This is a genomic window from Roseicyclus mahoneyensis, from assembly GCF_003148775.1.
In the GTDB taxonomy this organism is placed as follows: domain Bacteria; phylum Pseudomonadota; class Alphaproteobacteria; order Rhodobacterales; family Rhodobacteraceae; genus Roseicyclus; species Roseicyclus mahoneyensis.
In genome coordinates this window covers 69669-94374 of record NZ_QGGW01000006.1, presented here as the reverse complement: position 1 = coordinate 94374, position 24706 = coordinate 69669, and the positions used below count along the sequence as shown (strand labels likewise).

The 24706-nt window shown below is 67.4% G+C and carries 31 protein-coding genes; 11 read left to right on the top strand and 20 right to left on the bottom strand.

What is annotated here, in order from left to right; genetic code table 11:
• Nucleotides 1-30 precede the first annotated feature (30 nt).
• Genes C7455_RS12950 through fliF form a run of 5 tightly spaced genes read right to left on the bottom strand, consistent with a single transcriptional unit; the run spans nucleotide 31 to nucleotide 3805 of the window.
• Nucleotides 31-489 (bottom strand): hypothetical protein, encoded by a 459-nt coding sequence (locus C7455_RS12950; protein ID WP_109668883.1) that lies wholly within the window; start codon nucleotides 487-489, stop codon nucleotides 31-33.
• Nucleotides 490-506: 17 nt separating this feature from the next.
• Nucleotides 507-1235: a flagellar type III secretion system pore protein FliP gene (fliP, locus tag C7455_RS12945; RefSeq protein ID WP_109668881.1), complete on the bottom strand. Its 729-nt coding sequence runs from the start codon at nucleotides 1233-1235 to the stop codon at nucleotides 507-509.
• Nucleotides 1222-1503, bottom strand: a complete 282-nt coding sequence (locus tag C7455_RS12940; protein WP_109668879.1) for a FliM/FliN family flagellar motor switch protein — start codon at nucleotides 1501-1503, stop codon at nucleotides 1222-1224. The genes fliP and C7455_RS12940 overlap by 14 nt, the downstream gene beginning before the upstream one ends.
• Nucleotides 1503-2123 (bottom strand): hypothetical protein, encoded by a 621-nt coding sequence (locus C7455_RS12935; protein ID WP_109668877.1) that lies wholly within the window; start codon nucleotides 2121-2123, stop codon nucleotides 1503-1505. Before C7455_RS12935 ends, C7455_RS12940 begins: the two co-directional genes overlap by 1 nt.
• The gene (fliF, locus tag C7455_RS12930; protein WP_281269414.1) at nucleotides 2120-3805 is read right to left on the bottom strand and encodes a flagellar basal-body MS-ring/collar protein FliF; all 1686 of its coding nucleotides are present in this window, start codon (nucleotides 3803-3805) and stop codon (nucleotides 2120-2122) included. Before fliF ends, C7455_RS12935 begins: the two co-directional genes overlap by 4 nt.
• Before the next feature lie 117 nt (nucleotides 3806-3922).
• Between fliF and C7455_RS12925 the strand changes: the two genes are divergently transcribed.
• Genes C7455_RS12925 through C7455_RS12880 form a run of 10 tightly spaced genes read left to right on the top strand, consistent with a single transcriptional unit; the run spans nucleotide 3923 to nucleotide 13583 of the window.
• Entirely contained in the window at nucleotides 3923-4420 is a 498-nt protein-coding gene (locus C7455_RS12925) for a flagellar basal body-associated FliL family protein (RefSeq protein WP_109668873.1), read from the top strand.
• A complete protein-coding gene (locus tag C7455_RS12920) occupies nucleotides 4421-4894 on the top strand; it encodes a DUF6468 domain-containing protein (protein ID WP_109668871.1) in 474 nt (157 codons plus the stop codon).
• A 3-nt stretch (nucleotides 4895-4897) separates the two neighbouring features.
• Nucleotides 4898-5539 (top strand): MotE family protein, encoded by a 642-nt coding sequence (locus C7455_RS12915; protein WP_109668869.1) that lies wholly within the window; start codon nucleotides 4898-4900, stop codon nucleotides 5537-5539.
• A gap of 45 nt (nucleotides 5540-5584) precedes the next feature.
• Entirely contained in the window at nucleotides 5585-6457 is an 873-nt protein-coding gene (gene motA, locus C7455_RS12910; protein ID WP_109669166.1) for a flagellar motor stator protein MotA, read from the top strand.
• Entirely contained in the window at nucleotides 6454-8595 is a 2142-nt protein-coding gene (locus C7455_RS12905) for a hypothetical protein (RefSeq protein ID WP_109668867.1), read from the top strand. Before motA ends, C7455_RS12905 begins: the two co-directional genes overlap by 4 nt.
• Nucleotides 8592-9299: a lysozyme family protein gene (locus C7455_RS12900; RefSeq protein WP_146199998.1), complete on the top strand. Its 708-nt coding sequence runs from the start codon at nucleotides 8592-8594 to the stop codon at nucleotides 9297-9299. Before C7455_RS12905 ends, C7455_RS12900 begins: the two co-directional genes overlap by 4 nt.
• Nucleotides 9300-11378, top strand: a complete 2079-nt coding sequence (gene flhA, locus C7455_RS12895) for a flagellar biosynthesis protein FlhA (protein ID WP_109668863.1) — start codon at nucleotides 9300-9302, stop codon at nucleotides 11376-11378.
• Entirely contained in the window at nucleotides 11375-12148 is a 774-nt protein-coding gene (locus C7455_RS12890; protein ID WP_109668861.1) for a flagellar biosynthetic protein FliR, read from the top strand. The genes flhA and C7455_RS12890 overlap by 4 nt, the downstream gene beginning before the upstream one ends.
• The gene (locus C7455_RS12885; RefSeq protein WP_109668859.1) at nucleotides 12148-13236 is read left to right on the top strand and encodes an EscU/YscU/HrcU family type III secretion system export apparatus switch protein; all 1089 of its coding nucleotides are present in this window, start codon (nucleotides 12148-12150) and stop codon (nucleotides 13234-13236) included. The genes C7455_RS12890 and C7455_RS12885 overlap by 1 nt, the downstream gene beginning before the upstream one ends.
• Nucleotides 13233-13583 carry a hypothetical protein gene (locus C7455_RS12880; RefSeq protein ID WP_109668857.1) on the top strand — a complete coding sequence of 117 codons (351 nt, stop codon included), beginning with the start codon at nucleotides 13233-13235 and terminating at the stop codon, nucleotides 13581-13583. The genes C7455_RS12885 and C7455_RS12880 overlap by 4 nt, the downstream gene beginning before the upstream one ends.
• 15 nt (nucleotides 13584-13598) lie before the next feature.
• On the opposite strand, the gene C7455_RS12875 is transcribed toward C7455_RS12880, so the two are convergent.
• The 9 genes from C7455_RS12875 to C7455_RS12835 are packed head-to-tail and all read right to left on the bottom strand — an operon-like array spanning nucleotide 13599 to nucleotide 18161.
• Nucleotides 13599-14120 carry a flagellar basal body-associated FliL family protein gene (locus C7455_RS12875; RefSeq protein WP_109668855.1) on the bottom strand — a complete coding sequence of 174 codons (522 nt, stop codon included), beginning with the start codon at nucleotides 14118-14120 and terminating at the stop codon, nucleotides 13599-13601.
• Nucleotides 14121-14128: 8 nt separating this feature from the next.
• A complete protein-coding gene (flgH, locus tag C7455_RS12870) occupies nucleotides 14129-14866 on the bottom strand; it encodes a flagellar basal body L-ring protein FlgH (RefSeq protein WP_109668854.1) in 738 nt (245 codons plus the stop codon).
• Nucleotides 14863-15300 carry a flagellar basal body P-ring formation chaperone FlgA gene (gene flgA, locus C7455_RS12865; protein WP_245904324.1) on the bottom strand — a complete coding sequence of 146 codons (438 nt, stop codon included), beginning with the start codon at nucleotides 15298-15300 and terminating at the stop codon, nucleotides 14863-14865. The genes flgH and flgA overlap by 4 nt, the downstream gene beginning before the upstream one ends.
• Entirely contained in the window at nucleotides 15300-16085 is a 786-nt protein-coding gene (gene flgG, locus C7455_RS12860; protein WP_109668852.1) for a flagellar basal-body rod protein FlgG, read from the bottom strand. Before flgG ends, flgA begins: the two co-directional genes overlap by 1 nt.
• Before the next feature lie 13 nt (nucleotides 16086-16098).
• Complete coding sequence (locus tag C7455_RS12855; protein ID WP_109669163.1) at nucleotides 16099-16821, bottom strand: flagellar hook-basal body complex protein; 723 nt, start codon at nucleotides 16819-16821, stop codon at nucleotides 16099-16101.
• Nucleotides 16822-16826: 5 nt separating this feature from the next.
• On the bottom strand, nucleotides 16827-17093 hold the full coding sequence (locus C7455_RS12850; RefSeq protein ID WP_109668850.1) for a flagellar biosynthetic protein FliQ: 267 nt from the start codon (nucleotides 17091-17093) through the stop codon (nucleotides 16827-16829).
• Nucleotides 17093-17383: a flagellar hook-basal body complex protein FliE gene (gene fliE, locus C7455_RS12845; protein WP_109668848.1), complete on the bottom strand. Its 291-nt coding sequence runs from the start codon at nucleotides 17381-17383 to the stop codon at nucleotides 17093-17095. Before fliE ends, C7455_RS12850 begins: the two co-directional genes overlap by 1 nt.
• Nucleotides 17384-17399: 16 nt before the next feature.
• The gene (flgC, locus tag C7455_RS12840) at nucleotides 17400-17792 is read right to left on the bottom strand and encodes a flagellar basal body rod protein FlgC (protein ID WP_109668847.1); all 393 of its coding nucleotides are present in this window, start codon (nucleotides 17790-17792) and stop codon (nucleotides 17400-17402) included.
• 18 nt (nucleotides 17793-17810) lie between these two features.
• Nucleotides 17811-18161 (bottom strand): FlgB family protein, encoded by a 351-nt coding sequence (locus C7455_RS12835; protein WP_211315488.1) that lies wholly within the window; start codon nucleotides 18159-18161, stop codon nucleotides 17811-17813.
• Nucleotides 18162-18260: 99 nt separating this feature from the next.
• Between C7455_RS12835 and C7455_RS12830 the strand changes: the two genes are divergently transcribed.
• Nucleotides 18261-19652 (top strand): FliI/YscN family ATPase, encoded by a 1392-nt coding sequence (locus C7455_RS12830; protein WP_109668845.1) that lies wholly within the window; start codon nucleotides 18261-18263, stop codon nucleotides 19650-19652.
• A 3-nt stretch (nucleotides 19653-19655) separates the two neighbouring features.
• Here the strand turns inward: C7455_RS12830 and C7455_RS12825 are convergent, their stop codons facing one another.
• From C7455_RS12825 to C7455_RS12800, 6 genes are all read right to left on the bottom strand, one after another.
• Nucleotides 19656-20453 (bottom strand): DUF1217 domain-containing protein, encoded by a 798-nt coding sequence (locus tag C7455_RS12825; RefSeq protein WP_109668843.1) that lies wholly within the window; start codon nucleotides 20451-20453, stop codon nucleotides 19656-19658.
• Nucleotides 20450-20854, bottom strand: a complete 405-nt coding sequence (gene flbT / locus C7455_RS12820; RefSeq protein WP_109668841.1) for a flagellar biosynthesis repressor FlbT — start codon at nucleotides 20852-20854, stop codon at nucleotides 20450-20452. The genes C7455_RS12825 and flbT overlap by 4 nt, the downstream gene beginning before the upstream one ends.
• Nucleotides 20851-21225, bottom strand: a complete 375-nt coding sequence (gene flaF / locus C7455_RS12815; protein ID WP_109668839.1) for a flagellar biosynthesis regulator FlaF — start codon at nucleotides 21223-21225, stop codon at nucleotides 20851-20853. The genes flbT and flaF overlap by 4 nt, the downstream gene beginning before the upstream one ends.
• 86 nt (nucleotides 21226-21311) lie before the next feature.
• A complete protein-coding gene (locus C7455_RS12810) occupies nucleotides 21312-22859 on the bottom strand; it encodes a flagellin N-terminal helical domain-containing protein (RefSeq protein ID WP_109668837.1) in 1548 nt (515 codons plus the stop codon).
• Nucleotides 22860-23078: 219 nt separating this feature from the next.
• Complete coding sequence (locus C7455_RS12805; protein WP_109668835.1) at nucleotides 23079-23417, bottom strand: hypothetical protein; 339 nt, start codon at nucleotides 23415-23417, stop codon at nucleotides 23079-23081.
• Nucleotides 23414-23728, bottom strand: coding sequence for a rod-binding protein (locus C7455_RS12800; protein WP_109669160.1), 315 nt, complete (start codon nucleotides 23726-23728; stop codon nucleotides 23414-23416). The genes C7455_RS12805 and C7455_RS12800 overlap by 4 nt, the downstream gene beginning before the upstream one ends.
• Between the last annotated feature and the right edge of the window lie 978 nt (nucleotides 23729-24706).

The following is a 24706-nucleotide window of genomic DNA, read 5'->3' as shown; positions in this document are numbered from 1 at the left end:
GGGCACATGCGCTCACCCCGCCCCCGCAGGTCAGGGTCTGCCGGGGCGGGCGCCTTGCTCGCTCATGCGCAACCTGTACATCACCGCGCGCGCCACCTGTCCGGGCAAGGCGCGCAGGACCGACACCCGGATCGCTTGAGTCTCGTGGCGCAGAATATGGGCGATGACCGCGGGATGTTCCGCCGCCAGATCCTCGCCCGCCGCCAGCACCGGCACGCGCGGACCGGCGGGGCGGGGCGGGATCGTCGCCCGCGCCTGAGGTTGCGTTGGATTTCGGGGCGTGTCCGCGATCCCTGTCCGGTCGCGCAGGTGCCGGATCAGCCGGTTCGTCTGCCAGGCCAGACGGTCGGCATCGGGTGCCCCCGGCGCGGCAAGGGTGCGATCCGCGCCAAGCCGCTGCGCCGTCGCCTCTCCAAACAGGGCGGCGATGGCCCGCAACTTGTCCTCGCGCGTGGCGGAGGCGTCGGGGGTGGTCGAGGCTTCGGTCATGGGCAGTGTCCTTTCCCTCAGAAATAGCTGCGCACCAGCGCGCCCGTCACCAGCGCCCAGCCGTCCGCGACCACGAAGAAGGCCAGCTTGAACGGCAGTGACACGATGGCAGGCGGCACCATCATCATCCCCATCGACATCAAGATGGCTGCGACCACGAGGTCGATGATGAGAAACGGCAAGAAGATCAGGAAGCCGATCTGAAAGGCGCGTTCCACCTCGCTCAGCATGAAGGCGGGGATCAGGATCGAGGCTTCGGGGTCGGCGATGTCGGTGATCCCGCGCAGGCCGGCGAGGCTTTGCAGTGTGTCCACATCGACCCGGTTCAGCATGAAACCGCGAAAGGGGCCATAGGCGGCGGGCAGGGCGGCCTCGGGCGGCAAGCTGCCGTCGATCAGTGGCCCGATGCCCAGGCTGTAGGCCTCCTGAAACACGGGGGCCATCACGAAATAGGTCAGGAACAGCGCAAGACTGACGATCAGCATGTTGGGCGGCGATTGCTGCAGCCCGATGGCCTGCCTGAGGATCGACAGGACGGTGACGATGAAGGGAAAGCAGGTGATCATGATCGCCAGCCCCGGCGCGAGGCTGAGCACGGTGATCAGCGCGATCAGCTGCACCGTGCGCGCGGTCAGCGACCCGCCTTCGCCAAGGTCGATCGTCAGGCCCTGCGCCGCGGCCATGCCGGGCAGGGCAATGGTGATGACCAAGACACCAAAGCCAAGTGCGGCGTCAGCCCCCCGCATGGCCCACCTCTGCAAGCCGGATGATCCGCACCGCAAGTTGCCCGGACCGGTCGCCGTCAAGTTCCACCAACTCGCCCTCTGCGATCATGCGGTCGCCGACATAGAGTGCGACCGGATCGTCGATCCGGCTGTCGAGCGTCAGCACCGCCTCGGGCGCCAGATCCATCACCTCGCGCAAGAGCGGCCGGGCGCGCCCGACCGAGACGCGGATTTCGATGGGAACCGCCTGCAGGGCTGCGGCGCGCAGCAGGGATTGCGGGTCGGACATCAGGCCACTCCTTTCCGGATGGGGGCAGGGGCCGGGATCTCGGCCTCCTGCGCGACGAAGCTGCGGATCGCCTCGGCCATGCGGTCGGCGGCGTCGGTCAGATCGATGTCGCGCCGTTCGGACCCGAAGCGGATCGAGACCTGCCCGTCGGCAAAGGCGGGCTCGGCCCGCAGGTCGAGGTCGAGACCGCCCATACCCGCAATCAGACGGTCCAGCGTCGCGAGAGCGGCAGGCGCAGCGAACAGCACCGCGCGCCCGCTGGCGGCGGTGGTGGCAATCGCGCGCAATTCGGCCACCACGGCGGGGGCCACGGCCTCGGCGGCGAGGCGCGGCAGGAGTTGCGCGGCCATATCCTCGAACAGCGGCCCGAGACAGGTCAGCACATCCTGACGCGCCTCGGCGTAAGTCAGGGTGATGTCTTGCAATCCGGCGGCAAGGTCCGCGCCGATCTTGCGATGGGCCTCGACCTCGGCGCGGGCGCAATCGTCCCAGCCATTGCGATACCCTTCGTCGAAAGCGGCAAGGGCGGCCTCCGGCTCGATGGGCGGCGCGGCTTGCCCGGCCGAAACAGGCGGCGGACCGAGAGCCGAAAAATCCTCGAGCGACAGCGTGCGGGTCATGGGCGGGCCCCTTCGTCTTCTTCCATCCAGCTGCGCAGGATCTCGATGGTTTCTTCCTCCCGCTCCTCGATCAGGCGGCGCAGGCGGTCGACGGGATCAGGCAGGCTTTCGACAGGATCGCCCCCGCGCGCGGCAGGCAAGGCGGCGGGAAGCGCGGGCAGGCCGGTGGCGGCAGTCTCCGCGCGCTCCATGGTCTGCGGGACGGCGCCGAGAGGTGCGGCAAGCGAGGGCAGGGGCGCCGGGCCTGCGGCAAGAACCGGTGCCGCCAGTGACCGGTCGTAGCCCGGCGCGGCACCGGGCAGGGCGGTGGCGAAGGCCATGGGGTCGGAGAGGGCCGCGACCGGTTCGCGCCGCAGCATCGGGCGCAGCAGGCCGAAGGCGATGAACAGCGCGGCGGCGGCGAGCACCAGCGTTTGCAGCACCCGGCCCAGATCAAGGCTCATCCGGTCGGCAAAGCCCGGCAGCACCAGATCGCCCGGCACCATCTCTTCGAAGGCCATCGACTGGATGGTGACCGAGTCTCCGCGATCCGCGGTATAGCCGATCGCCGATTGCACCAGCGCTTGCAGCGCCGCGATCTCTGCCTCGGGGCGGGGTTCGACCGTGGCGATGCCGTCGGTGCCGATGGTGCGCACGCCGTTGAGCAGGACCGCAACCGAAATCCGGCGGATGTCGCCGGGTTCGCGCGCGACCTCGCGCTGCAGTTCGGACATGTCGAAGGTCACGCGCTCGCGCGTCTCGGACCCTTCCGAGCTGCTGCTGCCCCCCGGCCCGGCATCGCCTTCGGGCAGGTTCGAGGCGACGGTCACGCCGCCCGACGCGGCATCGCGCGCCGTATTGGTCCGCTCGTCGGTCTCGGTGGCGATGGCTGTGCGGCTGTCGGGGTCGATGCGGCGTTCCACGATGGTTTCGCGCATGGTTTCCAGCTCGACATTGACCTGAACCACGGCATTGCCGGGCCCGACGCGCGCGGCCAGCAGACGCTCGATGTTGCGCCGCAGGCTTTCGGCGCGCGCGGCGGCATCGGCGGCAGGCGCCATGCTATCCGCACCGCCCAGAACCTGCCCGCTGTCGGCATCGAGGATCGTGACGTTTTCGGGCAGCAGACCCGGCACCGAGGAGGCCACGAGGTAGCGCAACGCCTGCGCATGCCCCGGTGCCAGCCCGCCCGCCGCAGGGCGCAGCGCGACCGAGGCAGTCACGTCGCGGGCGGGCTGGAACGGGTCGGCGCCAGGATTGGCGATATGGACACGCGCGGCGCGGATGCGCGGGCTCGAGATGATGGTGCGCGCAAGCTCTCCCTCCCGCGCGCGCCAATAGGCGGCATCGAACATCTGCGAGGTGGTGCCGAAGCCCGATAATCCGTCCAGCAACTCATACCCGGCCGCGCCATTGGCGGGCAGCCCCTCGCCCGCCAGCGACATGCGCAGAGCATCCCGTTCACGGCTGTCCACGAGGATCGTGTCGCCCTGCACCCGGTAGGCCACACCGCGCGCCTCGACGGCGGCCACGACATCGCTGGCCGCGGCAGGGTCGAGGCCAGCATAGAGCAGCTCATAGCTGGGCGCCGTCGCCAGACGGGTCAGGATCACGAGGATCACCGCAATCGCGGCAAGCCCCCCGATCAGAAAGCCGCGGCGGCGGCCATCCATGCCCCTCCAAAGCTCGGTCAGCGTGGTCACCACCTGCCTCATCCCCCTGCCGTTCTGGCCAGTCGGGATCGGTCTTAGGCGCTGGCCGATTAAGATTCGGTTAGTGCTGTGGCGCTAGAACGGGGTGAGATCAAACGGAGAACGCCCATGGCTGACGACAGCGCCGTCCAAGATGCGCCAAAGCGCAAGAAAGGGCTCTTGATTCCGCTTCTGATGGGACTTGTTCTTGCGATTGCCGGTGGCGCGGGCGGGTTCTGGGCGGTGACATCCGGGCCCCTCGCCCCTGATCCGCCGTCTGAAATCGCGGTGGACACGGCGCCGACCGAATCGCCCATGCCGCCCGTCGCTGTCAGCTTCGTGCCGTTGGAGACGCTGGTGATCTCGCTCGGGCCCGAGGAAACCAGCCGCCACCTGCTCTTCACCGCCGAGCTTGAGGTCGATCCGGCACATGCGGCCGAGGTCGCGCATCTGTCGCCGCGCGTGCTCGACGTGCTCAACAGCTATCTCCGCGTCATCTCGGTGGCGGAACTCAGCGATCCGGCCAGCCTTGCGCGGCTGCGCGCCCAGATGCTTCGCCGCATCCAGATCGTGACCGGCACGGGCCGGGTCCATGACCTTCTTGTCACGCAATTCGTGGTGAACTGAATGTCGAGCCAACTTTCCCTTGTCGCCGACCTGTTGATGATTGCTGCCTCCGCCGGGGCCGCGATCTATTGCCTGATCCTGTCGCGCCGCCTGTCGCGGCTGACCAGTTTCGACAAGGGGATCGGCGGGGCGATTGCCGTGCTCTCGGCGCAGGTCGACGAGATGCGGTCCGCGCTGGCCGAGGCCAAGGCCGGAACCGAGGGGGCAGGCCATCACCTGCGCGACCTTGTCCGGCAGGCGCAGGATATCTCGGGCGAGCTGGAACTGATGATCGCCGCCTGCCACGACTTCGCAGAGGAGGCTTTGGTGGTGCAAGGTGGCGCGGCCCCGGTCGCCGACCCGGTTTTCGCGCCGCCACCTGTCGATCCGCCCGCCCCCGCGCTGCCCGATCCGCCAGAGGCTGCGCCGATCGTCTTCGGCACCCGCCGTCAACCATCGCCCGAACCCGTGTTTCGCCGCCGCGCGCAGGCCTGAGCCATGACCGCTCAAGATCCCCGCCGCCAGACCCAGCGCAGACGATGGCGGCAACGCTTCTTGCTGACGGCGCTCGGCCTTCTCTTCGCGGTGTCGGCCGTGCTGCGCATTGGCTCGCTCGAGTTCGCCCGTGCGCAGGCCCCGGACACTGCGGATGCGGTGTCGGCCGCATCGCCCGCAGGGGCGGGTCCCGGACTCGCGGGACAGATGCAGTTGGCCCTCGCAGAGGTCGCGGCGCTGCGTGTGGCACTGCAGGACCGCGAGCTTGCCGTGGCCGACCGCGAGCGGGCCGTCGCCGCGGCGCAGACCCTGGTCGAGGAGCGGCTGGTTGAGCTTGAGGCGGCGGAGCAGCGCCTGCAGTCCCTGATCGCCACCTCGGACCGGGCGGCAGAGACGGATCTCGACCAACTGACCCGGGTCTACGAGACCATGCAGCCCGACATCGCCGCGGCCCTGTTCGAGCAGATGCCGCCCAGTTTCGCGGCCGGCTTTCTGGCCCGCATGACGCCTGCGGCCAGCGCAGCGCTGATGGCGGAGATGCCGCCCGATCGGGCCTATGCCGTGTCGGTGGTGCTTGCGACGCGCAACAGCTCGGCCCCGCGGCTCGATCCGTCATACCCCGCCCAGCCGGACACCGAACGTTAAGCCTTTTCGCCGAGCCTCGGCGCGCACAGCAGGAGAATCTTGCACATGATCGGCATGATCGGAATCGTCGTCGTCTTTGCCATGGTCTTCGGCGGCTATCTGGCTGCGGGCGGCAAGATGGGGATCATCCTGAAATCCCTGCCCTACGAGATGACGATGATCCTCGGCGCGGCTGCCGGGGCCTTCCTGATCGCCAATGACGGCGGCACGATCAAGCACACGATCAAGGACATCAAAAAGGTGTTCAAGGGTCCGCACTGGTCCGCCGCGGACTACCGTGACCTTCTGTGTCTTCTGTATGAACTGATCCGGCTCGCCCGTCAGAACGCCGTCGCGGTAGAGGAGCATATCGAGAACCCCGCCGGGTCCGAGATCTTTGGCCGCTACCCCAAGATCCAGTCCAACAAGGATGCCGTGGAACTGATCTGCGACACCTTGCGGTCGGCCTCGATGAACTACGACGATCCCCATCAGGTCGAAGAGGTGCTCGACAAGCGGATCGAAGGGCGCTTGCACCATGCGCTGCATTCTTCGCATGCGCTGCAGACGGTTGCCGACGGCCTGCCCGCTCTGGGCATCGTCGCCGCCGTTCTGGGGGTGATCAAGACCATGGCCTCGATCGATCAACCGCCCGAGATCCTGGGTGGGTTGATCGGTGGCGCGCTGGTTGGCACCTTTCTGGGCGTGTTTCTCGCCTATGGGTTCGTCGGCCCCTTCGCGTCCAAGGTCAAGGCCGCGGTCGAGGAGGATCATCAGTTCTACATGCTGATCCGCGAGGTGCTGGTGGCCAACCTGCACAACCATGCCACCAACATCTGCATCGAGGTCGGGCGCCAGAACACCCCCGGCCATGTCCGCCCCGGCTTCACCGACCTCGAAGAGGCGTTGCGTGGGCTCAAGACACCGGTCGCCGCATGATGCCATTTTTGCGCGCGTTGGCCTTTGCCTTGTCCGTGTTGACGCTGAACGCCCCGGTCGCGCTGGCGCAGACGATCGCCGTGCAATCGGGCGAGCATGACGGTTTCACCCGCCTCGTGCTGGATATCGGCGCCGACCGTGACTGGTCGCTGACCGGCACCGGCGAGACGCGGCTGTTGACGCTGGACCCGCCTGTCGCAGGGTTTGCCATCGGACGGGTCTTCGATCTGATCCCTCGTGACAGACTGTCGGCGTTGACCGCCGAGGAGGGGCTGGTGCTGTCTCTGGCCTGCGACTGCGACATCAGCGCCAGTCGTTACCAGAACCGCTATCTCGTGCTCGACATCGCCGCCTCTCCGGCGCGGTCCGCCGATCCCGCGCCGGAGGCCGAGTCCGACCCCGATCCACGGGCGCTTGACGCGGTCCAGCGGCAAGCAGCGGCGGAACGCCTGCCCGACCTGACCAGCCTGATGGCCGCACATCCGGCAAGACCGACCTTTTCACCGCCGTTGCCGCTCGCCCCCGAGCCGACAGCGCCCCCCGCCATCGACATGGCCGAGGCCGCGCGCATCATGTCCGAACAACTCGCGCGCGCCGCCGCCTCCGGCCTGCTGGAGGCGGCACCGGGTCGGCCGTTGACCGATGCCGATCCCGTGTTGACTGCGGCGATCGACGCGTCCGCCGCTCCAGCCCCGGCCCCCGCAGAGACGGCACCCGACATGCCGCCCCCCGCGCAAGAGCCTCGCCCGGGCGTTCCGCTGCGGGCGCAGACGGCGTTCGATATGGCGCAGACAGGCGGTGCCCTCCAAGGCCCCCAGCGCAACAACCTCACCTGCACGGGCGCTGCCCTGTCGATGCCGGACTGGTCCGACACCGCCGGTGTGGATCGCGGCCTCGGCGCCTTGCGTCTGGCGCTTTACGATGACCGCGACCAGTTGCAGCGCGATGCGGTGATCGCCCTTGCGCGGCATTACCTGTTCTACGGCTTCGGCGCCGAGGCGGCCTATTGGCTGGCGCAGATCGACGATGCCCCTGCCCAGCTCGCGGTCATCGCGGCGCTGGTCGACGATGCCGATGGCGCGCGGTTTCCGGCCGAGCCCGATCCGGTAATCTGCAGCGACGAGGAATTGCTCTGGCGCTATCTCGATGGCGGTCTCGAGGATCACCAGATGACGGCAGACCTCGCCGGTCGTCTGCAACGCGCGACTGCAGCCCTTCCAACCGGTCTGCGCGACCAGATCGCGCCTCGCATGGCCCGCCGCCTGGACGCCGATGGCGAGGGGCAGGCCGCGCGAAATCTGCGCGACATGCTCTTGCGCGGTGGCAGGGTGCCGGAGGCCGTGATGCTCCGGCTGGACCGCGACCTCGGGATTGTGCGCGCCGATGATCCGGCCTTGCCCGGTGCCATGGCGCTGGCGGTGCGCGACGACGGCGGGGATCCGGTAGGGGCCATGGCGCAGGCGCTGGCCTTCAACCGCGAGACCGGCGTGACCCCGCCGGCCGTCTGGCTGGTCGCGGGTGAGGCGCTGTTGCGGGAAAACGGAACCGGCCCCACGACCGCGGTGCTCTGGCGCGAACTGTTGCTGGCCCATGCGGAAACGGACGGGCTCGACCACGTCCTGACGCTGTTGTCCCAAGATCACGACCTGCCGCAGCAGGCCCTTGATGACGCCATGACCGCGCTGGTCGCGGACCGGTTGGCGGCGGGCGATACCGCAGCCCTCTTTGTCCTTGCACGGCTCCATGGCCCGACATGGCAGGCTACCGGATCTGAGGCCGGGCGCGCGCGGGTCGGGGCCATGGCCCATCTGCGCGATGCCGGTCTGCCCGAGGCGGCGGAGATGCTGCGCGCTGGTCAGCGTCTGTTGATCCTGCCTGCGCGGCCCGCACCACCCCCTGCGGCCGAGGATGCGCTCCGCCTCGCATGGGAAACCGGCGATTGGACCCGTGTCGCCGACATCGCTGCGGGCGCGCATCACCAGATCGCCCGGCGCATGATCACGCGCGACGGCCCGCCGCCGCCGATGCCAGACCTGCCCGCGTTGGCGGCCCGCGTCGCGGACAGCGCCACGCTCCGCCAAGAGGTCACCAGCCTGCTTGCCCTGCCTTATCCTACCCCGGTCGAGCAAGCCCCATGAGGTATCCCGGCCTTACCATGTTGCGCCGGGTCGCGGTCTTTTGTCTGACCATGGCGTTTGGCCAACCGGCCGCGGCTCAGGCGCATCTGTGCGATGCCGCGGCCGACCGCGCCGCCCGCGAGATCGGCGTGCCGCTGTCCGTCCTGCGCAGTCTCACCCGGGTCGAGACCGGTCGTGGGCAGGGCGATACGATCGAGCCTTGGCCCTGGACCTTGAACATGGGCGGCGACGGCCGTTGGCATGACAGCGAGGCATCAGCGCTTGCTGCGGCCCGGCAGGCCATTGCAGGGGGCAGACGCAACATCGACATCGGCTGTTTCCAGATCAACTATCATTGGCACGGCGCGGCCTTCGCGGATCCGTCCCGGATGCTCGACCCGGTGGAAAATGCGCGCTACGCCGCGCGTTTCTTGCGTGATCTGCATGCCGAACTGGGCGACTGGACGGCGGCCGCCGGTGCCTTTCATTCCCGCAACCCCGACCATGCGGCCCGCTACCTTGCACGCTACCGCGAGATCAGCGCGGCGCTTGGTCCTTCCACCGACACCGACATGGTGCGGCCGGGTCGGGAAGCACCGATCGGCCCGTCGCCTCTATCCTTCATGGCCCGGCCCTCGCTTCTGGCGACGGGCCGGGCCGGGTCTATGGCGGTCGCAAGCCCGGTGCGTACAACGCCCGCCCGTCCACTGTGGGAGGGGTTGTGAATGATCAATCCGCGCGCCCTGTTCCAGCCCACGGTCCTGTTCGCCTTGGCGCTTATGGCGATCATCGTCATGATGATCCTGCCCGTGCCCAGCTTCATCGTCGACATCGGGCTGGCCGCGTCCTTTGGCCTTGCGATCCTGATCTTCACCGTCACGCTCTTCATCGAGCGGCCGCTCGATTTCTCGTCCTTTCCGACGATCCTGCTGGCTTCGCTGATGCTGCGGCTCTCGCTCAACGTGTCCTCGACCAAGCTGATCATCGGGCAAGGCCATACCGGCGCAGATGCGGCGGGCGGCGTTATCGAGGGCTTTGCCATGTTCGTCATTGGCGGCAGCGTGGTCATGGGTCTCGTGATCTTCTGCGTCCTGCTGATCGTGAACTTCATCGTCATCAACAAGGGTGCCGCCCGCATGGCCGAGGTCGGCGCGCGGTTCGCGCTGGACGGGATGCCGGGCAAGCAGTTGGCCATCGACAGCGACATGGCGGCGGGCGCCATCGATCATGCCGAAGCCAAGGCGCGGCGCGAACGGGAACAGGCCGAAACCACGTTCTTCGGGTCGCTCGACGGCGCGTCGAAATTCGTCAAGGGCGATGCCATCGCCGGGCTTTTGATCACGCTGCTGAACCTTGTGGTCGGATTGATGGTCGGCACCTTGATGCACGACATGCCGCTTGCCGCTGCCTTCGAGACCTATGCGATCCTGACCATCGGCGACGGCCTCGTCAGCCAGATCCCGGCCGTGATCATCGCCATCGCCTCGGCGCTCTTGCTGGCGCGGGGCGGGGCCACCGGGTCGACCGACACGGCGCTCGTGGCGCAGCTGGGCCGCCACCCCGCGGCACTGGCGACTGTGGCGGTTCTGATGGCGCTGTTCGCGCTGATGCCGGGGCTGCCCTTCGTGCCTTTCATCATCGGAGCCGCGGCGCTGGCGGCTGCGGCGGTCCTGCGCCAAAGGACCCTCAAGGCCGAGGGGGATATCGCCGCAACCCCTCCGCCATCGCCTGCAACGGCGGAAGCGAAAATCGGCGACCTGCTGGATCTTGACGATATCCACGTGGAATTCGCCCCTGATCTGGTGTCTCTGGCGCTTGATCCGGCGACCGGCCTCGACGCGCGCATCCGCACCATGCGCGAACACGTCGCGCGGGGCTTTGGCATGATCTTGCCCGAGATGCGGCTGACCGACCGCCCGGATCTGCCTGCGGGCACCTATGCGATCCGCCTTCTGGGCGTGGAACATGCCCGCGCCTCGCTGCAACCGGGCAGGCTTCTGGCGCTGGCGGGCGACCGGCCCGAGGCCCTGCCACCGGGCGAGGATGTGAAAGAGCCGGTCTATGGCGCCCCGGCCCGCTGGATCGCCCCCGACACGCGGGAGGAGGCGAGCCTTCAGGGCCTGACCGTTGTCGCCCCGTCCGAGGTGCTGGCCACCCATCTGCTGGAGGTGCTCAAGCGCAATCTCGCGCGTCTTCTGACGCTCAAGACGTTGCAGCGCCAGCTCGATGCCTTTGTCACCCTGTCCGACAGCGCGCGCGGGGCCGAAAACCGGCGGCTGCTGGATGAACTGGTGCCCGACAAGGTGCCGCTCGACCTGCTGCACACGATCTTGCGCCTGCTGCTGGAGGAGCAGGTGTCGATCCGCAACCTGCCCCTGATACTCGAGGCGATTGCCGAGATGCGCGGCACCAAATCCCCGCCCGAGGTCATCTGCGAACATGTGCGCCAGCGGCTCGGGTTCCAGCTGATCGCCGAGCTGAAGCGCGCGGATGGAACGCTGCCGCTGATCCAGCTGTCGGGTGACTGGGAAGAGATCTTCCTGCGCCACCAGATCGGCGGCGACGCGGGCCTGCCCGAGATCGCCCTGCCGCCCGACGAGTTCAACGCGCTCGCCCGCTCGGTGGCCGACAAGGTCGCGGCGGCCAGCGAAAAGGGCACCTATGCCGGCATCGTCACGACGGCCCTCCGGCGCCGGTTCCTGCGCACCGTCTTGCATGCGCGGGGCATTCCCAACCCCGTCCTCTCCTTCGAAGAGATCGGGATCGAGGCGCGACCCGCGCTCGTCGGGCTGGCGGCGCCATGATGGCCGCGCTGGCAAGCCTTGCGGATGCCGCGCAGCTCTGGCTGGCCGCCAGCATGGCCGTTTTCCTTCGGATCGGGGCCTGTTTCCTTGTCCTGCCCGGTCTGGGCGAGGCGATGATCCCGGTCCGTGTCCGGCTGTGCGCGGCGCTGGCCTTCGCAACCATCGTCACCCCGGCCATCTTGCCCGACCTGCCGCCCATGCCCGACGCCATGCCGCCGCTGGCGTTCTTTCTGACCGAAGCCGTGGCGGGGCTGATCCTCGGTCTGGCGCTGCGTCTGACGGTCCATGCGCTGCAGATCGCGGGCAGCATCGCGGCGCAGGCCACGTCGCTGTCGCAGATCATGGGCGGCGCATCACCCGATCCGCAACCGGCGATGGGGGCGTTGTGGATGCTGGCGGGGATGACGCTGGCCGTGATGGCGGGCCTGCATGTGCATCTGGCCGAGGCCTTCTTGCGGTCTTACGCGATCTTGCCCATCGGCACCTTGCCACGTCCGCATGATCTTGGCGGCTGGGGCACGGATCGGGTCGCCGCAAGTTTCGGTCTGGCCTTGTCGCTCGCCGCGCCCTTCTTGCTCGCCTCGGTACTCTACAATGTGGCGCTCGGCGTGATCAACAAGGCCATGCCGCAGCTCATGGTGGCCTTCGTGGGCGCGCCTGCGATCACTTGGGGCGGTCTGTTCTTGATGCTGATCACGACGCCCTTCCTTCTGCCAGTCTGGTTCGAGGCGTTCCGCGCCGCGCTGGCCTATCCCCTTGGTCCGCCCTGATGTCCGAGGATCAATCCCCCTCGGACAAGCCCTATGACGCGACGCCCCACAAGCTTGAGGAGGCGCGGCGCAAGGGGCAGATCGTCCGGTCGACCGATCTCAACACGGCGGTCATCTATGGCGGGTTTCTCGCCTCGGCGGGTCTGCTGGCGCCTTGGGCTGCCGATGGTCTCGGGCGCTTGATGCAGGTGCTTCTGGGTCAGGCCGACCGCATCGCGCCCGAGCTTCTGGCTTTTGGCGGACCGGCGCTTGCGGCTGGTCTGATGATGACGCCGGTCACCGCGACGGCGGCCGCAGTTCTTGTGCCTGCGGTTTTGCTGATCGCGATCTTGCTCGCGCAGCGCGCTGTCTTGTTCACGCCCTCGAACCTTGCGCCGAAGCTCTCGCGCATTTCGCCTATGTCGAACGCCGTGCAGAAATTCGGACCCGAGGGTTTGTTCCAGTTCGCGAAATCTTCGGTCAAACTGGCGCTCGTCTCGGTCTTGCTGGCGGTCTACCTGATCGCGCGGGCCGATCCGATCCTGTCCACGCTCTACGCCGATCCGGGGCAGATCCTGCTTGCGCTGGGGCGGATGACCCTTGAGTTCCTCGCCGTGATCACCGTGCTTGCGCTGGCCATTGGTGCTGTCGATCGGCTGTGGGAAGGGGCTCAGCACCAGCGCAAGAACCGCATGAGCCGGCAGGAACTGATGGATGAGACCAAATCCTCTGAAGGCGATCCCCACATGAAGCAGCAGCGCCGCGGCAGGGCGCAGGCCATCGCGATGAACCAGATGCTGGCCGATGTGCCCAAGGCCGATGTCGTCGTGGTGAACCCGACCCATTTCGCGGTGGCGCTGCGGTGGGACAGGGCAGGGGGCGGCGTCCCGGTCTGTGTCGCCAAGGGGGTGGATGAAACCGCCCGCCGCATCCGCGAGATCGCGGCCGAGGCCGGGGTTCCGGTCTTTTCCGATCCGCCCACGGCGCGAAGCCTGCACGCGATGGTCGAGATCGGTGCGGCGATCCGCCCCGATCATTTCCGCGCGGTGGCCGCGGCAATCCGATTTGCCGATCTGATGCGCGTCAAGGCAAGGAGCGCCCGCCGATGACGCGCGCATTCGACAAGATGGCGGCGCTTGCCGCTTTGGCCGGGCTGGTGGCCGACCGTGCGCTGGCACCGGTCGCCGTAGCACAGGCGCGTCTGGCCGCCGCGCGCGCCAAGGCCGGCGCGTTGGCGCAGACCCGGGCGACGCTCGCCACCGATGCCGCCGATCCGCTGCAAGCCGCCCTGATGGCGCGGCAATCCGAACGGATGCGTCATCGCCACATCGCCGCGATGTCCGATCTGGCGCGTCTGCAGGCCGATCTCGAGCTTGCGAAAGAGGCTGCTCGCCCCGCCTATGGGCGCAAACTGGCGCTGGACCGCCTGCTGGCGCAGCGAAGGACGCACCGCTAGTGGCGCTATGCCGTGTCAGGCATCCTGACGGGTGATGTCGACGATCAAAACGTCGCGCATCGACGGCCCGAGGGTGCGGCGCGCGGCCTCGCGCAGGGCTTCGCGCAAAGGCCCCATTGCTTGGGCTTGCGTGAAGCTGCCGTCGAACCCGCCGGCATTGGCATGGGCGAACATCACCTGCAGGAAAGAATCGCGCAGCCGGGGTTCACGGTCGAACACCGCGCTGTTGGTGCCTGCATCCACCTCGATCGACAGTGACATGACGACCAGCGACCGCACTGCCCCGTTCCGGACAATGGGCACGACAAACTGGTTGTTCAGGCGCACATATTCCGTCAGCCCCGTGGCGCTGGCGACACTTTCGCCGGGGCTGGGCGTGGCGATCTGTGCAGGGTTTTCGGAGGCCGCCGCGTCACCTTCGGTGGTTTCCGCCGCAGGCGCGCCTCCGGCGTCGGAGGGCGCCATCAGCATCCCCGCCCCGACGCCTCCGGCGACCCCGACGAGCAGCAGCAAGATCGGCAAGATCAGGCGCAGCATGGCTACCCTCAGAACGGTAGAATGATGTCGGCGATCTGCTGGCCATAGCGCGGCTGCTGCATGTCGCTGATCTGGCCGCGCCCGCCGTAGGAGATGCGCGCGCCCGCGATGCGGTCATAGGTGATCTCGTTCTGGCGCGAGATGTCATCGGGCCGGACATAGCCCGTCACCAGCAACTCGCGGATCTCGAAATTCACCCGCACCTCCTGCGTTCCTTCGATCCGCAGGCTGCCGTTGCCCATCACTTCGGTGACGGTTGCGGCGATGCGCAGGGTCAATTCCTCGTTGCGGCGCACCGACCCAGACCCCGCAGATTGGCTGGAGCTGTTGGTGCCGACCGCATTCGCCATGCTCGCCCCGTCGGGCAGCCGTTCGTCTATGCGTTGCGGCAGGCCCAGGAGCTGCGGCAAGGACATGCTTTCCGAGCCGCTGCGCCCGCGTTCGGTCGCGTTGGAGATGGAGGCGCTGTCGTCGATCTCGATCACGACGGTCAAGATGTCGCCCCTGCGACCGGCGCGGCGATCCCCCAGCAGCGATTGCCGGTCGCCGCGCCAAAGCGAGGCCTGTTCGTGCCGGGCGGCAATGACCCGTTCGGCGGGCAGGGGTGTGGAATTCATGGCAAAGACCTCATTGCCGTTCACTGGCGACTGGAAGTCGGGCGCGCGACCCACATCGGCCAGCCGGCCGCATGCTGCCGCGCCGCATAGGGCGAGGATCAGGGACAGGCGAAACAGGGTACGGGTCATGGGTTGGGTCCTACAATGACTAATCCGGGGGCCGCGGCGGTCGCGGTCACGGTGTTGCGGGAAGCTAGGTTGAGCACACGCAGCGGCTCGCCTTGGGCGGCCCGGTCCAGCGCGCGACCTTCGGTGACCACCAAAAGGCCACCGTGGTGATAGCGCAGGGTGACGGATGCGTTGCGTTCGACGATGGCAGGCGGGCGCAGGTCGCCGGGGCGGATCGGGCGGCCCGCGTAGAGGTTCACGGCCGCCTCCATGCCGATGGCGTCGGCGAGATCGGCCAGCGCGCCGGGCGTTGTGCCCGCCACCAACGCCACGTCGCTGGGCATGATCAGCGTTTGCCCGCGGATCGTGCCCGCGGCGATCACCGTGTCGGCCCGCGCCGCCGATTGCAGTGCCGCCAGCATCAGCGCAAGGGCGGTGAACAGGATCCGGGTCATCATCGCACCTGCGTCGTCGCGCCGAGCATCTGGTCGGCAGCGGTGATGACCTTGGCGTTCAACTCGTAGCCACGCTGCGCCTGGATCAGATCAGTGATCTCGCGCACGGCATCGACCGAGCTTTCCTCGAGATAACCCTGCCTGAGTGTGCCCAACCCATCTTCGCCCGGATTGCTCTGGACCGGCGCGCCGGAGGCTGCGGTTTCGAGGAACAGGTTTGACCCCATCGCCTCGAGCCCGTGATCATTGCTGAAGCCCACAAGACTGATCTGGCCCAAAAGCTCCGCCTCGACCCGGTCGACGAAATAGGCATAGACCTCGCCATCGGCGTTTATCGAGATCTGGCGCGCATCGTCGGGAATGGTGATGCCGGGGCTGACCTCATGGCCGTCGGCGGTCACGATCAGCCCGTCGCCCGTGCGTTGCAGCGCGCCATCGCGGGTATAGGCCGATGCGCCCGAGGGCAGCGTGACCTCGAGCCAGCCGCGCCCTTCGATCGCCACGTCAAGCACGCCGCCCGAGGCACCCAATGCACCCTGTGCCATATTGATTGACACCGAAGACGGGCGCACGCCGAGGCCGACCTGCACGCCTGTCGGCACCACAGTGCCGTCCGAGGCGTTGATTGCGCCCGCGCGCACCATTTGCTGATAGTGCAGATCAGCGAAATCGGCGCGCCGCGCGCTGTAGCCCGTCGTGTTCATGTTGGCGAGGTTGTTGGCGATCACGTCGACGCGCAGCTGTTGCGCGCTCATCCCGGTCGCGGCAATGTCGAGGGCTCTCATGCGTCATCTCTTCTCATTGGCGCGCGCCGGCCGTGCGCAGGAAATCGCGGACGCGCTGATCCTCGGCATCAAGGAAACTCGCGCCCAGCTCATAGGCGCGCTGCACCTCGATCATCCGGGCGATCTGCACGATGGGGTCGACGTTCGACCGTTCGACCATTCCTTGTAGAAGAATGCCGCCCTGTGCCGGTTCCACACCGCTTTCGGCGGTAAACAGCACGCCCGCGCGGCGGGTCAGCTCAATGGGGTTCACCGGCTGCCACAACCCGATCTGCGTGACCGGCTGGCCATCGGCGCTGAGCGTGCCGTCCTGCGCGATGGTGATCGAGGCCGCATCGGGCGGCACGAACACCTGCGCGCCGCCTGCATCGAGCAGCATGTGCCCATCGGGCGTCGCCAGTTCGCCAAATGCCGTGCGCACGAAATTTCCGGCCCGCGTCAGCGCCTCGCCCTCGGGTGTCTGCACAAGAAAGAAGCCTTCGCCTTCGATGGCGACGTGAAAGGGCGACCCGGTCTGGTCGAGCGCGCCTTGCTGCGCCGAGATGGCGCGGCCCGTCGCATGGGCCATCGACAGGCTGTCGGTCTCGCCCTCCAGACGGCGGACATGTTCGGCGAAGACCACGCCTTCGGCCCGGTAGCCGGCGGTGGCCATGTTTGCGATGTTGTGGGCCACGACCTGCATTTCCGTCAGCAGGCCGGATTGGCGGGTCAGCGTGGTATAGGTGGCGTTGTCCATCTGCGTCACATGCCTGCGATGATCGGGATCAGCGTGTTGGCGAAATAGCCGGTCAGCGTCGAGGTCATGAAGCTCATCGAGACCCAGAAGACGGCCAGGATCGCGGCCAGTTTCGGCACGAAGGTCAGCGTCATTTCCTGGATCGAGGTCAGCGCCTGGAACAGGCCCACGATGATGCCCGAGATCAGCGCCGCGACAAGGATAGGGGTGGAGATCAGCACCGCCGCCCAAAGCCCCTGACGCAGCGTGTCGAAGAAGATCATCTCGTCCATCAGACCGGCATCCTCAGGATTTCCTGGTAGGCCTCGACCACGCGGTCGCGGACGGTCACGGCGGTTTCCACGGCAAGTTCCGTCTGCGCGAGCGCGGTCACCAGCGCATGCGGATCGGCCCCCGTGGTCATGGCCGCGCGGGCCTGCGCCTCGCCTTGGGCGAGGGTCTGGGTAAAGCCCGTCACAGCGGCGGTGAAGGCGGCACCGGCCCCTTCGGCCTGCGGGGTGGGTTGGGCGGCGAGCCGCGATTGCGCATAGGCCTGCAGCGCCAGAGTGTTGCGGATATCCATGGTCTACCCCCCCCCGTCAGCGCCGCAGAAGATCGTTGAGCGATGACGACATCTGCCGCACCTGATCGAAGACGCGCAGATTGGCCTCGTAGCTCCGCTGCGCCTCGCGGGCGTCGGCCAGTTCGACCACAAGGTCGACATTCGAGCCCAGATAATGCCCGCTTTGATCGGCCATCGGGTGACCGGGGTCGAACACCTGCGGCAGGGCGCGCTGGTCAAGAGCTACCCGGCCGGGCTGGACGGCACCCTCGGGCGCGCCCGGGCCGCGCATCTCCTCGAAGCTGACGATCTTGCGGCGGTAGCCGGGCGTGTCGGCATTGGCGATGTTTTCGGACACATGGCGGATCCGGTCGGCCTGCGACCGCATGCCGGAGGCCGCGACACCGAGGGCGGAGCTGAAATCGGTCATCTCATTCTCCTATAAGACCTATCGCCCGATACTGGTGCGCAGGATCGACATGGCCGAGCCATAGACCTGCAAGGCGCGGGAATGGGCGCGCTGCGCCTCGATCCCGCGCAGCATTTCCAGTTCGAGAGAGACGGAATTTCCGTTGGGCGAGGCGGTGCCATTGGCGTCGATCGTCCGGACCGGCAGACCGTCGCGCGGGCCGCCACCCATCTGCATCTCGCGCCAGGTTTCGTCGAAGCTGCTGATGTCGCGCGCGCGGTAGCCGGGTGTGTCGGCATTGGCGATGTTCTGGGCCACCACGGCCTGCCTTGCCGCCGCGTGCTGGGCACGTGCGCTGGCAAGGGCAAAGATCTCGAGCCTGTCGAACATCGGGGCTTCTCCCACTTCGGCTACACGGATGCTTAACGGTGATTCCTTTAGAAACGGTAAGTGACGCCCCCGCGGCGCCACTGGCCGGAGGATTCGCCCATGCCCGATGATGTCTTCGATCCCTTGCGCGCGCGGCTGCGTGATATCCGGCCTGCGCGCAGTGTCGGGCAGATCACGGCGCTGGGCCGCGATCATGTGCGGGTAACGGGCCTTGACCGGATCGCCGCGTTGGGCGACCGGGTCCGGATCGGGGATGCCCTTGTGGGCGAGGTGCTGCGGATCGACGCGCAGGGCTGTACGGTGATGCCCGAAGGCGCGCCTGACGGCATACGGCTGGGCCAGCCGGTCACCCATCTGGGACCGGCCAGCCTGTCGCCGCATCCCGGCTGGCTGGGGCGTGTGATCGACCCCGACGGGCGGCCTCTGGACGAGCGGCCGCTGTTTCCCGGGCCTCGCGCCGTGCCGCTCTTGGCGCCGCCACCGCCTCCGGCGCAGCGTCGTGGTCTGGGGCAGCGGTTGCGCACCGGCTTCGCGGTCTTCGACACACTGCTGCCGATCGTGCGTGGGCAAAGGGTCGGCCTGTTCGCGGGCTCGGGCGTGGGCAAGTCACACCTGATCGCGGGTCTGGCGCAGGGCATCGCGGCCGATGTGGTCGTGATCGGCCTGATCGGCGAGCGCGGGCGCGAGGTGCGCGATTTCGTGGCCGAGACGCTTGGCGCGGGTGGGCTGGCGCGCGCTGTCGTTGTTGTCGCCACATCGGATCAGCCTGCCCTGACCCGCGCACGGGCGGCCTGGGCAATGATGAGCGTGGCGGAATATTTCCGCGACCGGGGGCTGCATGTGCTGGTTCTCGCCGACAGCATCACCCGCTTCGCCGAGGCGCAGCGCGAGGTCGCCGCCGCCGTGGGCGAGCCCTTCGGCCCATCAGGGTTTCCCGCCTCCATGGCACAGATGGTGATGGCGTTGGCCGAGCGCGCCGGGCCGGGTGGCGCGGGACAAGGCGATATCACTGCCGTGCTCTCGGTGCTTGTCGCAGGCTCCGACATGGAGGGGCCGGTTGCCGATGTGATGCGCGGCGTGCTCGATGGCCATGTCCTGCTCAGCCGCGACATCGCGGAACGCGGCCGCTATCCGGCCATCGACCTGCTGCGGTCGGTGTCGCGCGCATTGCCCGGTGCCGCCAGCGTGGAGGAAGGAAAACTGATCCAGCGGGCTCGCCAGCTCCTTGGCGCCCATGACCGGACCGAGATGATGATCCAGGCGGGTCTCTATGCGGCGGGCAGCGATCCGGTGACGGATGCGGCGATTGCGGTCTGGCCCGCGCTCGACGCCTTTGTCGCGGCACAGGGTGGTGCGATCCCCGAAGAGAGTTTCGTCCATCTGCGTGGAATTCTTGACGCCGTCGACCCCGATCGGCGCGGAACCCGTGCCGCGCGCGCCGTGTTCGAGGATCGCCCTGCGCCTGTCAGGGCGGCGCCCGGCAGCCCATGATTGTCACCGAATGGCGCCAAGCAGGATCAAGGCGGAATACCCCGGCGTCAGGGGTGACGGCCCTGCCGAAGCCTCGGTCCGCAAGGTGAAGCTTCGGATCAGACCCTCCACCCGGACGGGGTCCGTGAACTGGGTGAAGTCCGACGATCCCGACAGCCGCCGGGCGCCATCACGAAAGGCCTTGAGTTGCAGATCGAGATCGAGCGTTCCAATCGAGGCCGGCAGGCCAAAGGCTGTTTCAAACACCTTGCGCAGCGGTGGGTTGCCCAGAACGGACAGCCAGCTCGTCGTATCGGTCAGGCCGCGTGCGGCCAGTTCCGGCACTTCCCGTTGCGCGGCAAGCGCAAGACGCATGTCCGGGCTTTGCGACCCTACGGCACGCTCGAAATCCTGCCGGGTGGACCGGGCAAGGATGTTGTCCGCAAATCCGGGCAGCCGGTTGCGCGGTGGCAGGGGGCCGCCGAAGCCAAAGGCCTCGGCAAAGGCGCGGTATCGCTTGTCGGCCAACCGGTTGACGAGCGCCGTGTCTGCCGTGACGGGATCGGAAAGGACCTTTTGTATGAAAGCTCGGTTCGGCAAGTCGTCTTGCAGGCCGAACGCGCCAAGGGCCACGCGCAACAGTCGAAAATCCGACACCAGTCCAGCGGCGTCCGTGACCTGCCCGATCTTCTCTCGGAAATAGGCAACGTCACGGGTTCCGGCCGGGTCGCCCGCAAAGCGCGCAACCTGATTCTCGAGGCTGCCTGACAGGAACCGCCATCCTGCGTAGCCCGCGAGCGGTATGAGGGGCTGGAAACTCATGGCCCATGCGCCGCGATCAGGCGTTCCTCACGCGGCAGCAAGGTACGCAGGGCCTTGAGCGCGTGATAGACCTGATCTTGCGTCAGATGCTCGGTCGCACGGGCCAACTGGCTGCGGCTGTCGGGGTCTGTGAAGACCTGGCTCAATTGTTCCATGCCCCGAAGCAGCTGGCTCTTGGCTTCGGGCAGGTCGGCATCGCCAGAGAGAACCAGTTGCGCAATGTAGCACACCCTGCGCACTGGCGTTGTCACCTCTTCTGGGTGGATCGCGTCGCGCAGGCGCAGGATGCTGGCGTTGGGCGTCATGATCGCCAGTCGCGCGCGCCGGTCGCCGTTCTCGATGACGGCGCCATTGATCAGCACCCGTTCGCGCGGGCCGAGTTTGAGGACAAGCCCACTCATGCTGTGCCCGCCTCGCCTGCAAGGCCGCGCATCACGGCCCGGTTGACGTCGATGAGCCCCTGCAGCGCCGCAACATCGCGCAGCGCTGCGCGGCTTTGCACTAAGGAGAATTCCGCGAGGTAGAACAACTGCGCCCGAAGCCCTTGCGGCAGAGCGTTATCGGCCCCTGCGAGGTCCGTCGCGAGCGCCGTCCACAGGCGGCGATTGTCGTGAAGTGCGGCGGCCCGAAGCACCATCGGAGCGCTGGGTTCCGTGGCGCGCGCCAGCCGGGCGGTGATGGCTTCGAAGGCGGCGAGTTCACTGCCACGCGCGGTGCGCACCGGGGCGGCGGCCGCGCCATAGGCGGTCTGTGCAAGCAAGGTGGCGGTCACGGGGTCTGTCCTTCTGGAAACGGCGGCAAGGGGAGAGGTGAACGAGACCGGCCCGGGGCGCGCATGCCCCCCGGACCGAGATCAGATCAACGGAACAGCGCGAGGATGTTCTGCGGTGCCTGGTTGGCGATCGAAAGAGACTGCGTTGCCAGCTGCTGCTGCACCTGCAGGGCCTGCAACCGGGCAGACGCCTCTTCCATATTGGCATCGACGAGGGTGCCGATCCCGGCCTTGAGACTGTCGATCAGTTTCGAGACGAAGTTTGATTGCGTCTCGATCCGGCCCTCGGCCGAGCCGAAAGCCGCCGCCGCGTCGATCGAGTTCTGGATCAGCGTCTCGATATTGTCGAGCGCTGCATCCGCACCGGCATTCGTGCGGACATCGATATTGTCGAGGCCGAACAACCCGCCCGAGGCCGCGCCAGTTCCGGTATTGGCCACGAGGGTCAGCGTCTGCCCGCCGGTTTCGGCATCGTCCACGGCCAGCTGCCAGGAATTCGTGTCGCTGTTGAACTGGACCTGCGCGGTCAGACCCTCGACCCTTGCGGAATCGATGGCCGTCTTGAGGCCGCGTGCGACATCCTCCATCGTCTCGCCCTTGCCGGCGACATAGGTGAAGTTGTCGCTGCCAAGGTTGATCCGGAACCCGCGCCCCTCCTCCACGGCCGCCGAGGCCGAGAAATTGACTGACGTTGCCCGCTGGACAAGGCTTTGCTGCGCGTTGGCGTCGGCGCCGGGCACTGCGACACCGTTGATTTCCTCGGCGATCAAGTTGCCGGGCGTCCCGGCCGTGGCCGTGACATTGAGATCGCTGAAGGCGTTGGTGTTGCGCAGGATGATCTTTCCGGCGGTTCCGATATCGACACTCAGGCCTTCGATGCCACGGGCGTTGATCGCCGCGGCAAAGCCTTCCTGAATTTCGGCCGCAGTGGCATCCGCGTCGCTGGTAAAGCTGAATTCATTGCCGTCGATGGTGATGTTGTAGCTTTCGCTGTTGGCCGCGGTGATGCCGATCTGCAGCGAGGAGCCGGTTGTGGCCCTCATGGCGGCACTATTGGTCGTGCCGGTGCCGACGGTGGCGAAACCCGCCGAGTTCAGATCCGTTTCCGCCGTTCCGAAGGTCCCGGCCGCCGTGGACAGGTCCTGACGCGCAACGGTGATATTGGCGGCCGCAACGGTCCCGCTTCCGGACCGGTCGAGTGAGGAGAGGATGTTCATGTCCTCCGTGCCCTTGACCAGATTCAACCCGTTGAACTGGGCTGCGTTCACCACCGAGGTGATCTGGTCGCGCAGCGCCGCGATATCCGTCTGGATCTTGCCGCGATCGACGTTTTCTTCCTGGGCGGCGACGATCTTGCCCTTGATGTCGGTCAAGAGGTCGGTGACCGTTTCGGCGGCCGTCCGCGCGACGGCGACGGTGGATTCCCCAAGGCTGAGGCTGTCGGAGATCCCCTTGAAGCCCTTGACGTCGGATTCCATAACCTTGGAAATCGCCCAGACCGCAGAATTGTCCCGTGCCGAGGCCACGGATTTGCCGGTGGAGATCTCGCCTTGGGTCTTTTGCAGGTTGGAGTTCACGGATTTCAGGGTCTGCAACGCCACCATGGCGCTCGTGTTGGTCAGAATGCTGGACATGTTCGTCCCCTTTCTCGCTTCTTCATGGCGCGGATTCGGCGCCTGTCACGTCATGGGCCTGTGTCGGCCCTGCGAAGTGTCTTCTGACAATTGCAGCCCGTAGTTCGGGGCCACGCCACCCGCCTGGGTGCAGGGCAACCCTTCGACGCAAAGACTGAACAACCCGCTAATCGGAGCCGGTCTTTGCCTTGGATTTTAGAGGATCGTCGCGCGGGTCGCTCAGCCACGCGACAGGAGCCGCCCGCTCACTGCGGGGGGGCTCTGACGACCGAGCGCGTCGTAGGTGGACAGCGGCGCGCCAGGGGCGCTGGGCCGCAGGTCGCGGGCCTGTGCGAGGCCGCGTTGCGCCGCCACGATCAGACGTGCATTGCGTGCGGCAAGTGTCGCCACGCGTGCGAGCCCCTGTTCGGGGAGATCTTGCCGCGAGAGGCTTTGCAGCGCCTGCTCCAGCTTGTGGGGCATGCGCGCAAGCTGATCCAGGTCACCGGCCAGCAAAGCCTCATGCTGGGTGGTCAGCAGGGCCTCGATGGTGGCAAGCGATCGATCCGCGCGCGTCATGATTGCGCCCCGTCGGCTGCGGAACTGCGCGCGACCAGCGCCCGGAACAGTGCTTCCGCCAGCCCTATTCCGCCGCGATCGGTCAGGGCCCGGGCATGTTCGTCCCGCAGCAGAGATACGAATTGTTCTTCCCCGACGCCGCCCCCAAAGCTGTCGCGGCCCTCGCCGAAGCCTGCATGTTTGAGCATTTCCGCCAGAAAGCTGGCCTCAAGCTCGCGCGCGACAGCGCGCAGGGCTTCTGCCTCTTCCGTCGGCGGACTGGCCGGCGCCACGACGGCAAGACCGGCTTGGCCCGTAACTGTCGGCGTCATGGTGATCCCTCGAATTGAGACGATTTCGCGCAACCCTGCCATGCGAGCGTAAACAATTCGTAAGGGGGTTTGCGTCATGCCTGACAGCGCGAGCAGAATTGGACTCCGGATGGAAGACTTGACGCATCTGACCCCCAACGCGGCCTTTGTGCCCCCTGGCAAAAGGCCCCCGGCCTTGCCAACGAGCGCGACGGCGGCCTTTCGCGTCGAATTCGCATCGCCTTGGGATGTCCTCGGCCATCGGCAGGCCACGGATCACGGGTGGGGGGGGGACGGTGCACCGCAATCGATGGACGGGGTTACCTTCCCGATCGAGAGGGATCCGCATGGGCACGAGACTGAAAGCCACGGGCGCCGATCCTCTGGCCGGCCGTTGGCCGAAATCCCTACTCCTACTGTTGGCCCGTCCGAGGGTGTTGGCTCATCCGATGGTAGCGGATGGCCTGTCGCGCCCGTATCGGGCGGCCCGTTGCCGAATGAACCGGCGCTGGGCCCGCAGCCCATGTCGGTAGTGCCATTCGGCGATGGCGATGCGGCACTGATGGCGCCCTCGGCGGGTCTGCTGTTGCCGGAAGCCAGACACGCCGACTTGCTGCCGGCCGCGGCCCCGCAGCCTTCCGGCTTCGATGGTCTCTCCGGTGGCTTCGCCTATCCGGCACCGACCCGATCAGCCCCCCCGATCCCATTGGATAAGGACCGCGAAACCGCACCTGCTTTTCAAGCGACAGTGCCACCCGAGCTTGCTGTGGGGGCTGTCGAGAGTATGCCCTTGAATGAGATCGGGGACCTGCCGTTCAGCGCCGCGCCCGTCAATCTTGGGTCGGTGCCGGTCACCCTTAGGGATAGCTTGCCTGCACGTCGCGCAACGCCGGCGCAACCGATCACGGCACCCGCACCTCAGGCGCGACCGAGCACCGGCCTGCCGGGTGCCGCCATGTCAAGTGCAACCTTGCCCGCAGCGCTGCCGGCGATGCCGAC

Coding starts and splice junctions, on each gene's coding strand:
- C7455_RS12950 (WP_109668883.1), bottom strand. CDS start 489: ATGACCGAAGCCTCGACCACCCCCGACGCCTCCGCCACGCGCGAGGAC.
- fliP (WP_109668881.1), bottom strand. CDS start 1,235: ATGCGGGGGGCTGACGCCGCACTTGGCTTTGGTGTCTTGGTCATCACC.
- C7455_RS12940 (WP_109668879.1), bottom strand. CDS start 1,503: ATGTCCGACCCGCAATCCCTGCTGCGCGCCGCAGCCCTGCAGGCGGTT.
- C7455_RS12935 (WP_109668877.1), bottom strand. CDS start 2,123: ATGACCCGCACGCTGTCGCTCGAGGATTTTTCGGCTCTCGGTCCGCCG.
- C7455_RS12925 (WP_109668873.1), top strand. CDS start 3,923: ATGGCTGACGACAGCGCCGTCCAAGATGCGCCAAAGCGCAAGAAAGGG.
- C7455_RS12920 (WP_109668871.1), top strand. CDS start 4,421: ATGTCGAGCCAACTTTCCCTTGTCGCCGACCTGTTGATGATTGCTGCC.
- C7455_RS12915 (WP_109668869.1), top strand. CDS start 4,898: ATGACCGCTCAAGATCCCCGCCGCCAGACCCAGCGCAGACGATGGCGG.
- motA (WP_109669166.1), top strand. CDS start 5,585: ATGATCGGCATGATCGGAATCGTCGTCGTCTTTGCCATGGTCTTCGGC.
- C7455_RS12905 (WP_109668867.1), top strand. CDS start 6,454: ATGATGCCATTTTTGCGCGCGTTGGCCTTTGCCTTGTCCGTGTTGACG.
- C7455_RS12900 (WP_146199998.1), top strand. CDS start 8,592: ATGAGGTATCCCGGCCTTACCATGTTGCGCCGGGTCGCGGTCTTTTGT.
- flhA (WP_109668863.1), top strand. CDS start 9,300: ATGATCAATCCGCGCGCCCTGTTCCAGCCCACGGTCCTGTTCGCCTTG.
- C7455_RS12890 (WP_109668861.1), top strand. CDS start 11,375: ATGATGGCCGCGCTGGCAAGCCTTGCGGATGCCGCGCAGCTCTGGCTG.
- C7455_RS12885 (WP_109668859.1), top strand. CDS start 12,148: ATGTCCGAGGATCAATCCCCCTCGGACAAGCCCTATGACGCGACGCCC.
- C7455_RS12880 (WP_109668857.1), top strand. CDS start 13,233: ATGACGCGCGCATTCGACAAGATGGCGGCGCTTGCCGCTTTGGCCGGG.
- C7455_RS12875 (WP_109668855.1), bottom strand. CDS start 14,120: ATGCTGCGCCTGATCTTGCCGATCTTGCTGCTGCTCGTCGGGGTCGCC.
- flgH (WP_109668854.1), bottom strand. CDS start 14,866: ATGACCCGTACCCTGTTTCGCCTGTCCCTGATCCTCGCCCTATGCGGC.
- flgA (WP_245904324.1), bottom strand. CDS start 15,300: ATGACCCGGATCCTGTTCACCGCCCTTGCGCTGATGCTGGCGGCACTG.
- flgG (WP_109668852.1), bottom strand. CDS start 16,085: ATGAGAGCCCTCGACATTGCCGCGACCGGGATGAGCGCGCAACAGCTG.
- C7455_RS12855 (WP_109669163.1), bottom strand. CDS start 16,821: ATGGACAACGCCACCTATACCACGCTGACCCGCCAATCCGGCCTGCTG.
- C7455_RS12850 (WP_109668850.1), bottom strand. CDS start 17,093: ATGGACGAGATGATCTTCTTCGACACGCTGCGTCAGGGGCTTTGGGCG.
- fliE (WP_109668848.1), bottom strand. CDS start 17,383: ATGGATATCCGCAACACTCTGGCGCTGCAGGCCTATGCGCAATCGCGG.
- flgC (WP_109668847.1), bottom strand. CDS start 17,792: ATGACCGATTTCAGCTCCGCCCTCGGTGTCGCGGCCTCCGGCATGCGG.
- C7455_RS12835 (WP_211315488.1), bottom strand. CDS start 18,161: ATGTTCGACAGGCTCGAGATCTTTGCCCTTGCCAGCGCACGTGCCCAG.
- C7455_RS12830 (WP_109668845.1), top strand. CDS start 18,261: ATGCCCGATGATGTCTTCGATCCCTTGCGCGCGCGGCTGCGTGATATC.
- C7455_RS12825 (WP_109668843.1), bottom strand. CDS start 20,453: ATGAGTTTCCAGCCCCTCATACCGCTCGCGGGCTACGCAGGATGGCGG.
- flbT (WP_109668841.1), bottom strand. CDS start 20,854: ATGAGTGGGCTTGTCCTCAAACTCGGCCCGCGCGAACGGGTGCTGATC.
- C7455_RS12810 (WP_109668837.1), bottom strand. CDS start 22,859: ATGTCCAGCATTCTGACCAACACGAGCGCCATGGTGGCGTTGCAGACC.
- C7455_RS12805 (WP_109668835.1), bottom strand. CDS start 23,417: ATGACGCGCGCGGATCGATCGCTTGCCACCATCGAGGCCCTGCTGACC.
- C7455_RS12800 (WP_109669160.1), bottom strand. CDS start 23,728: ATGACGCCGACAGTTACGGGCCAAGCCGGTCTTGCCGTCGTGGCGCCG.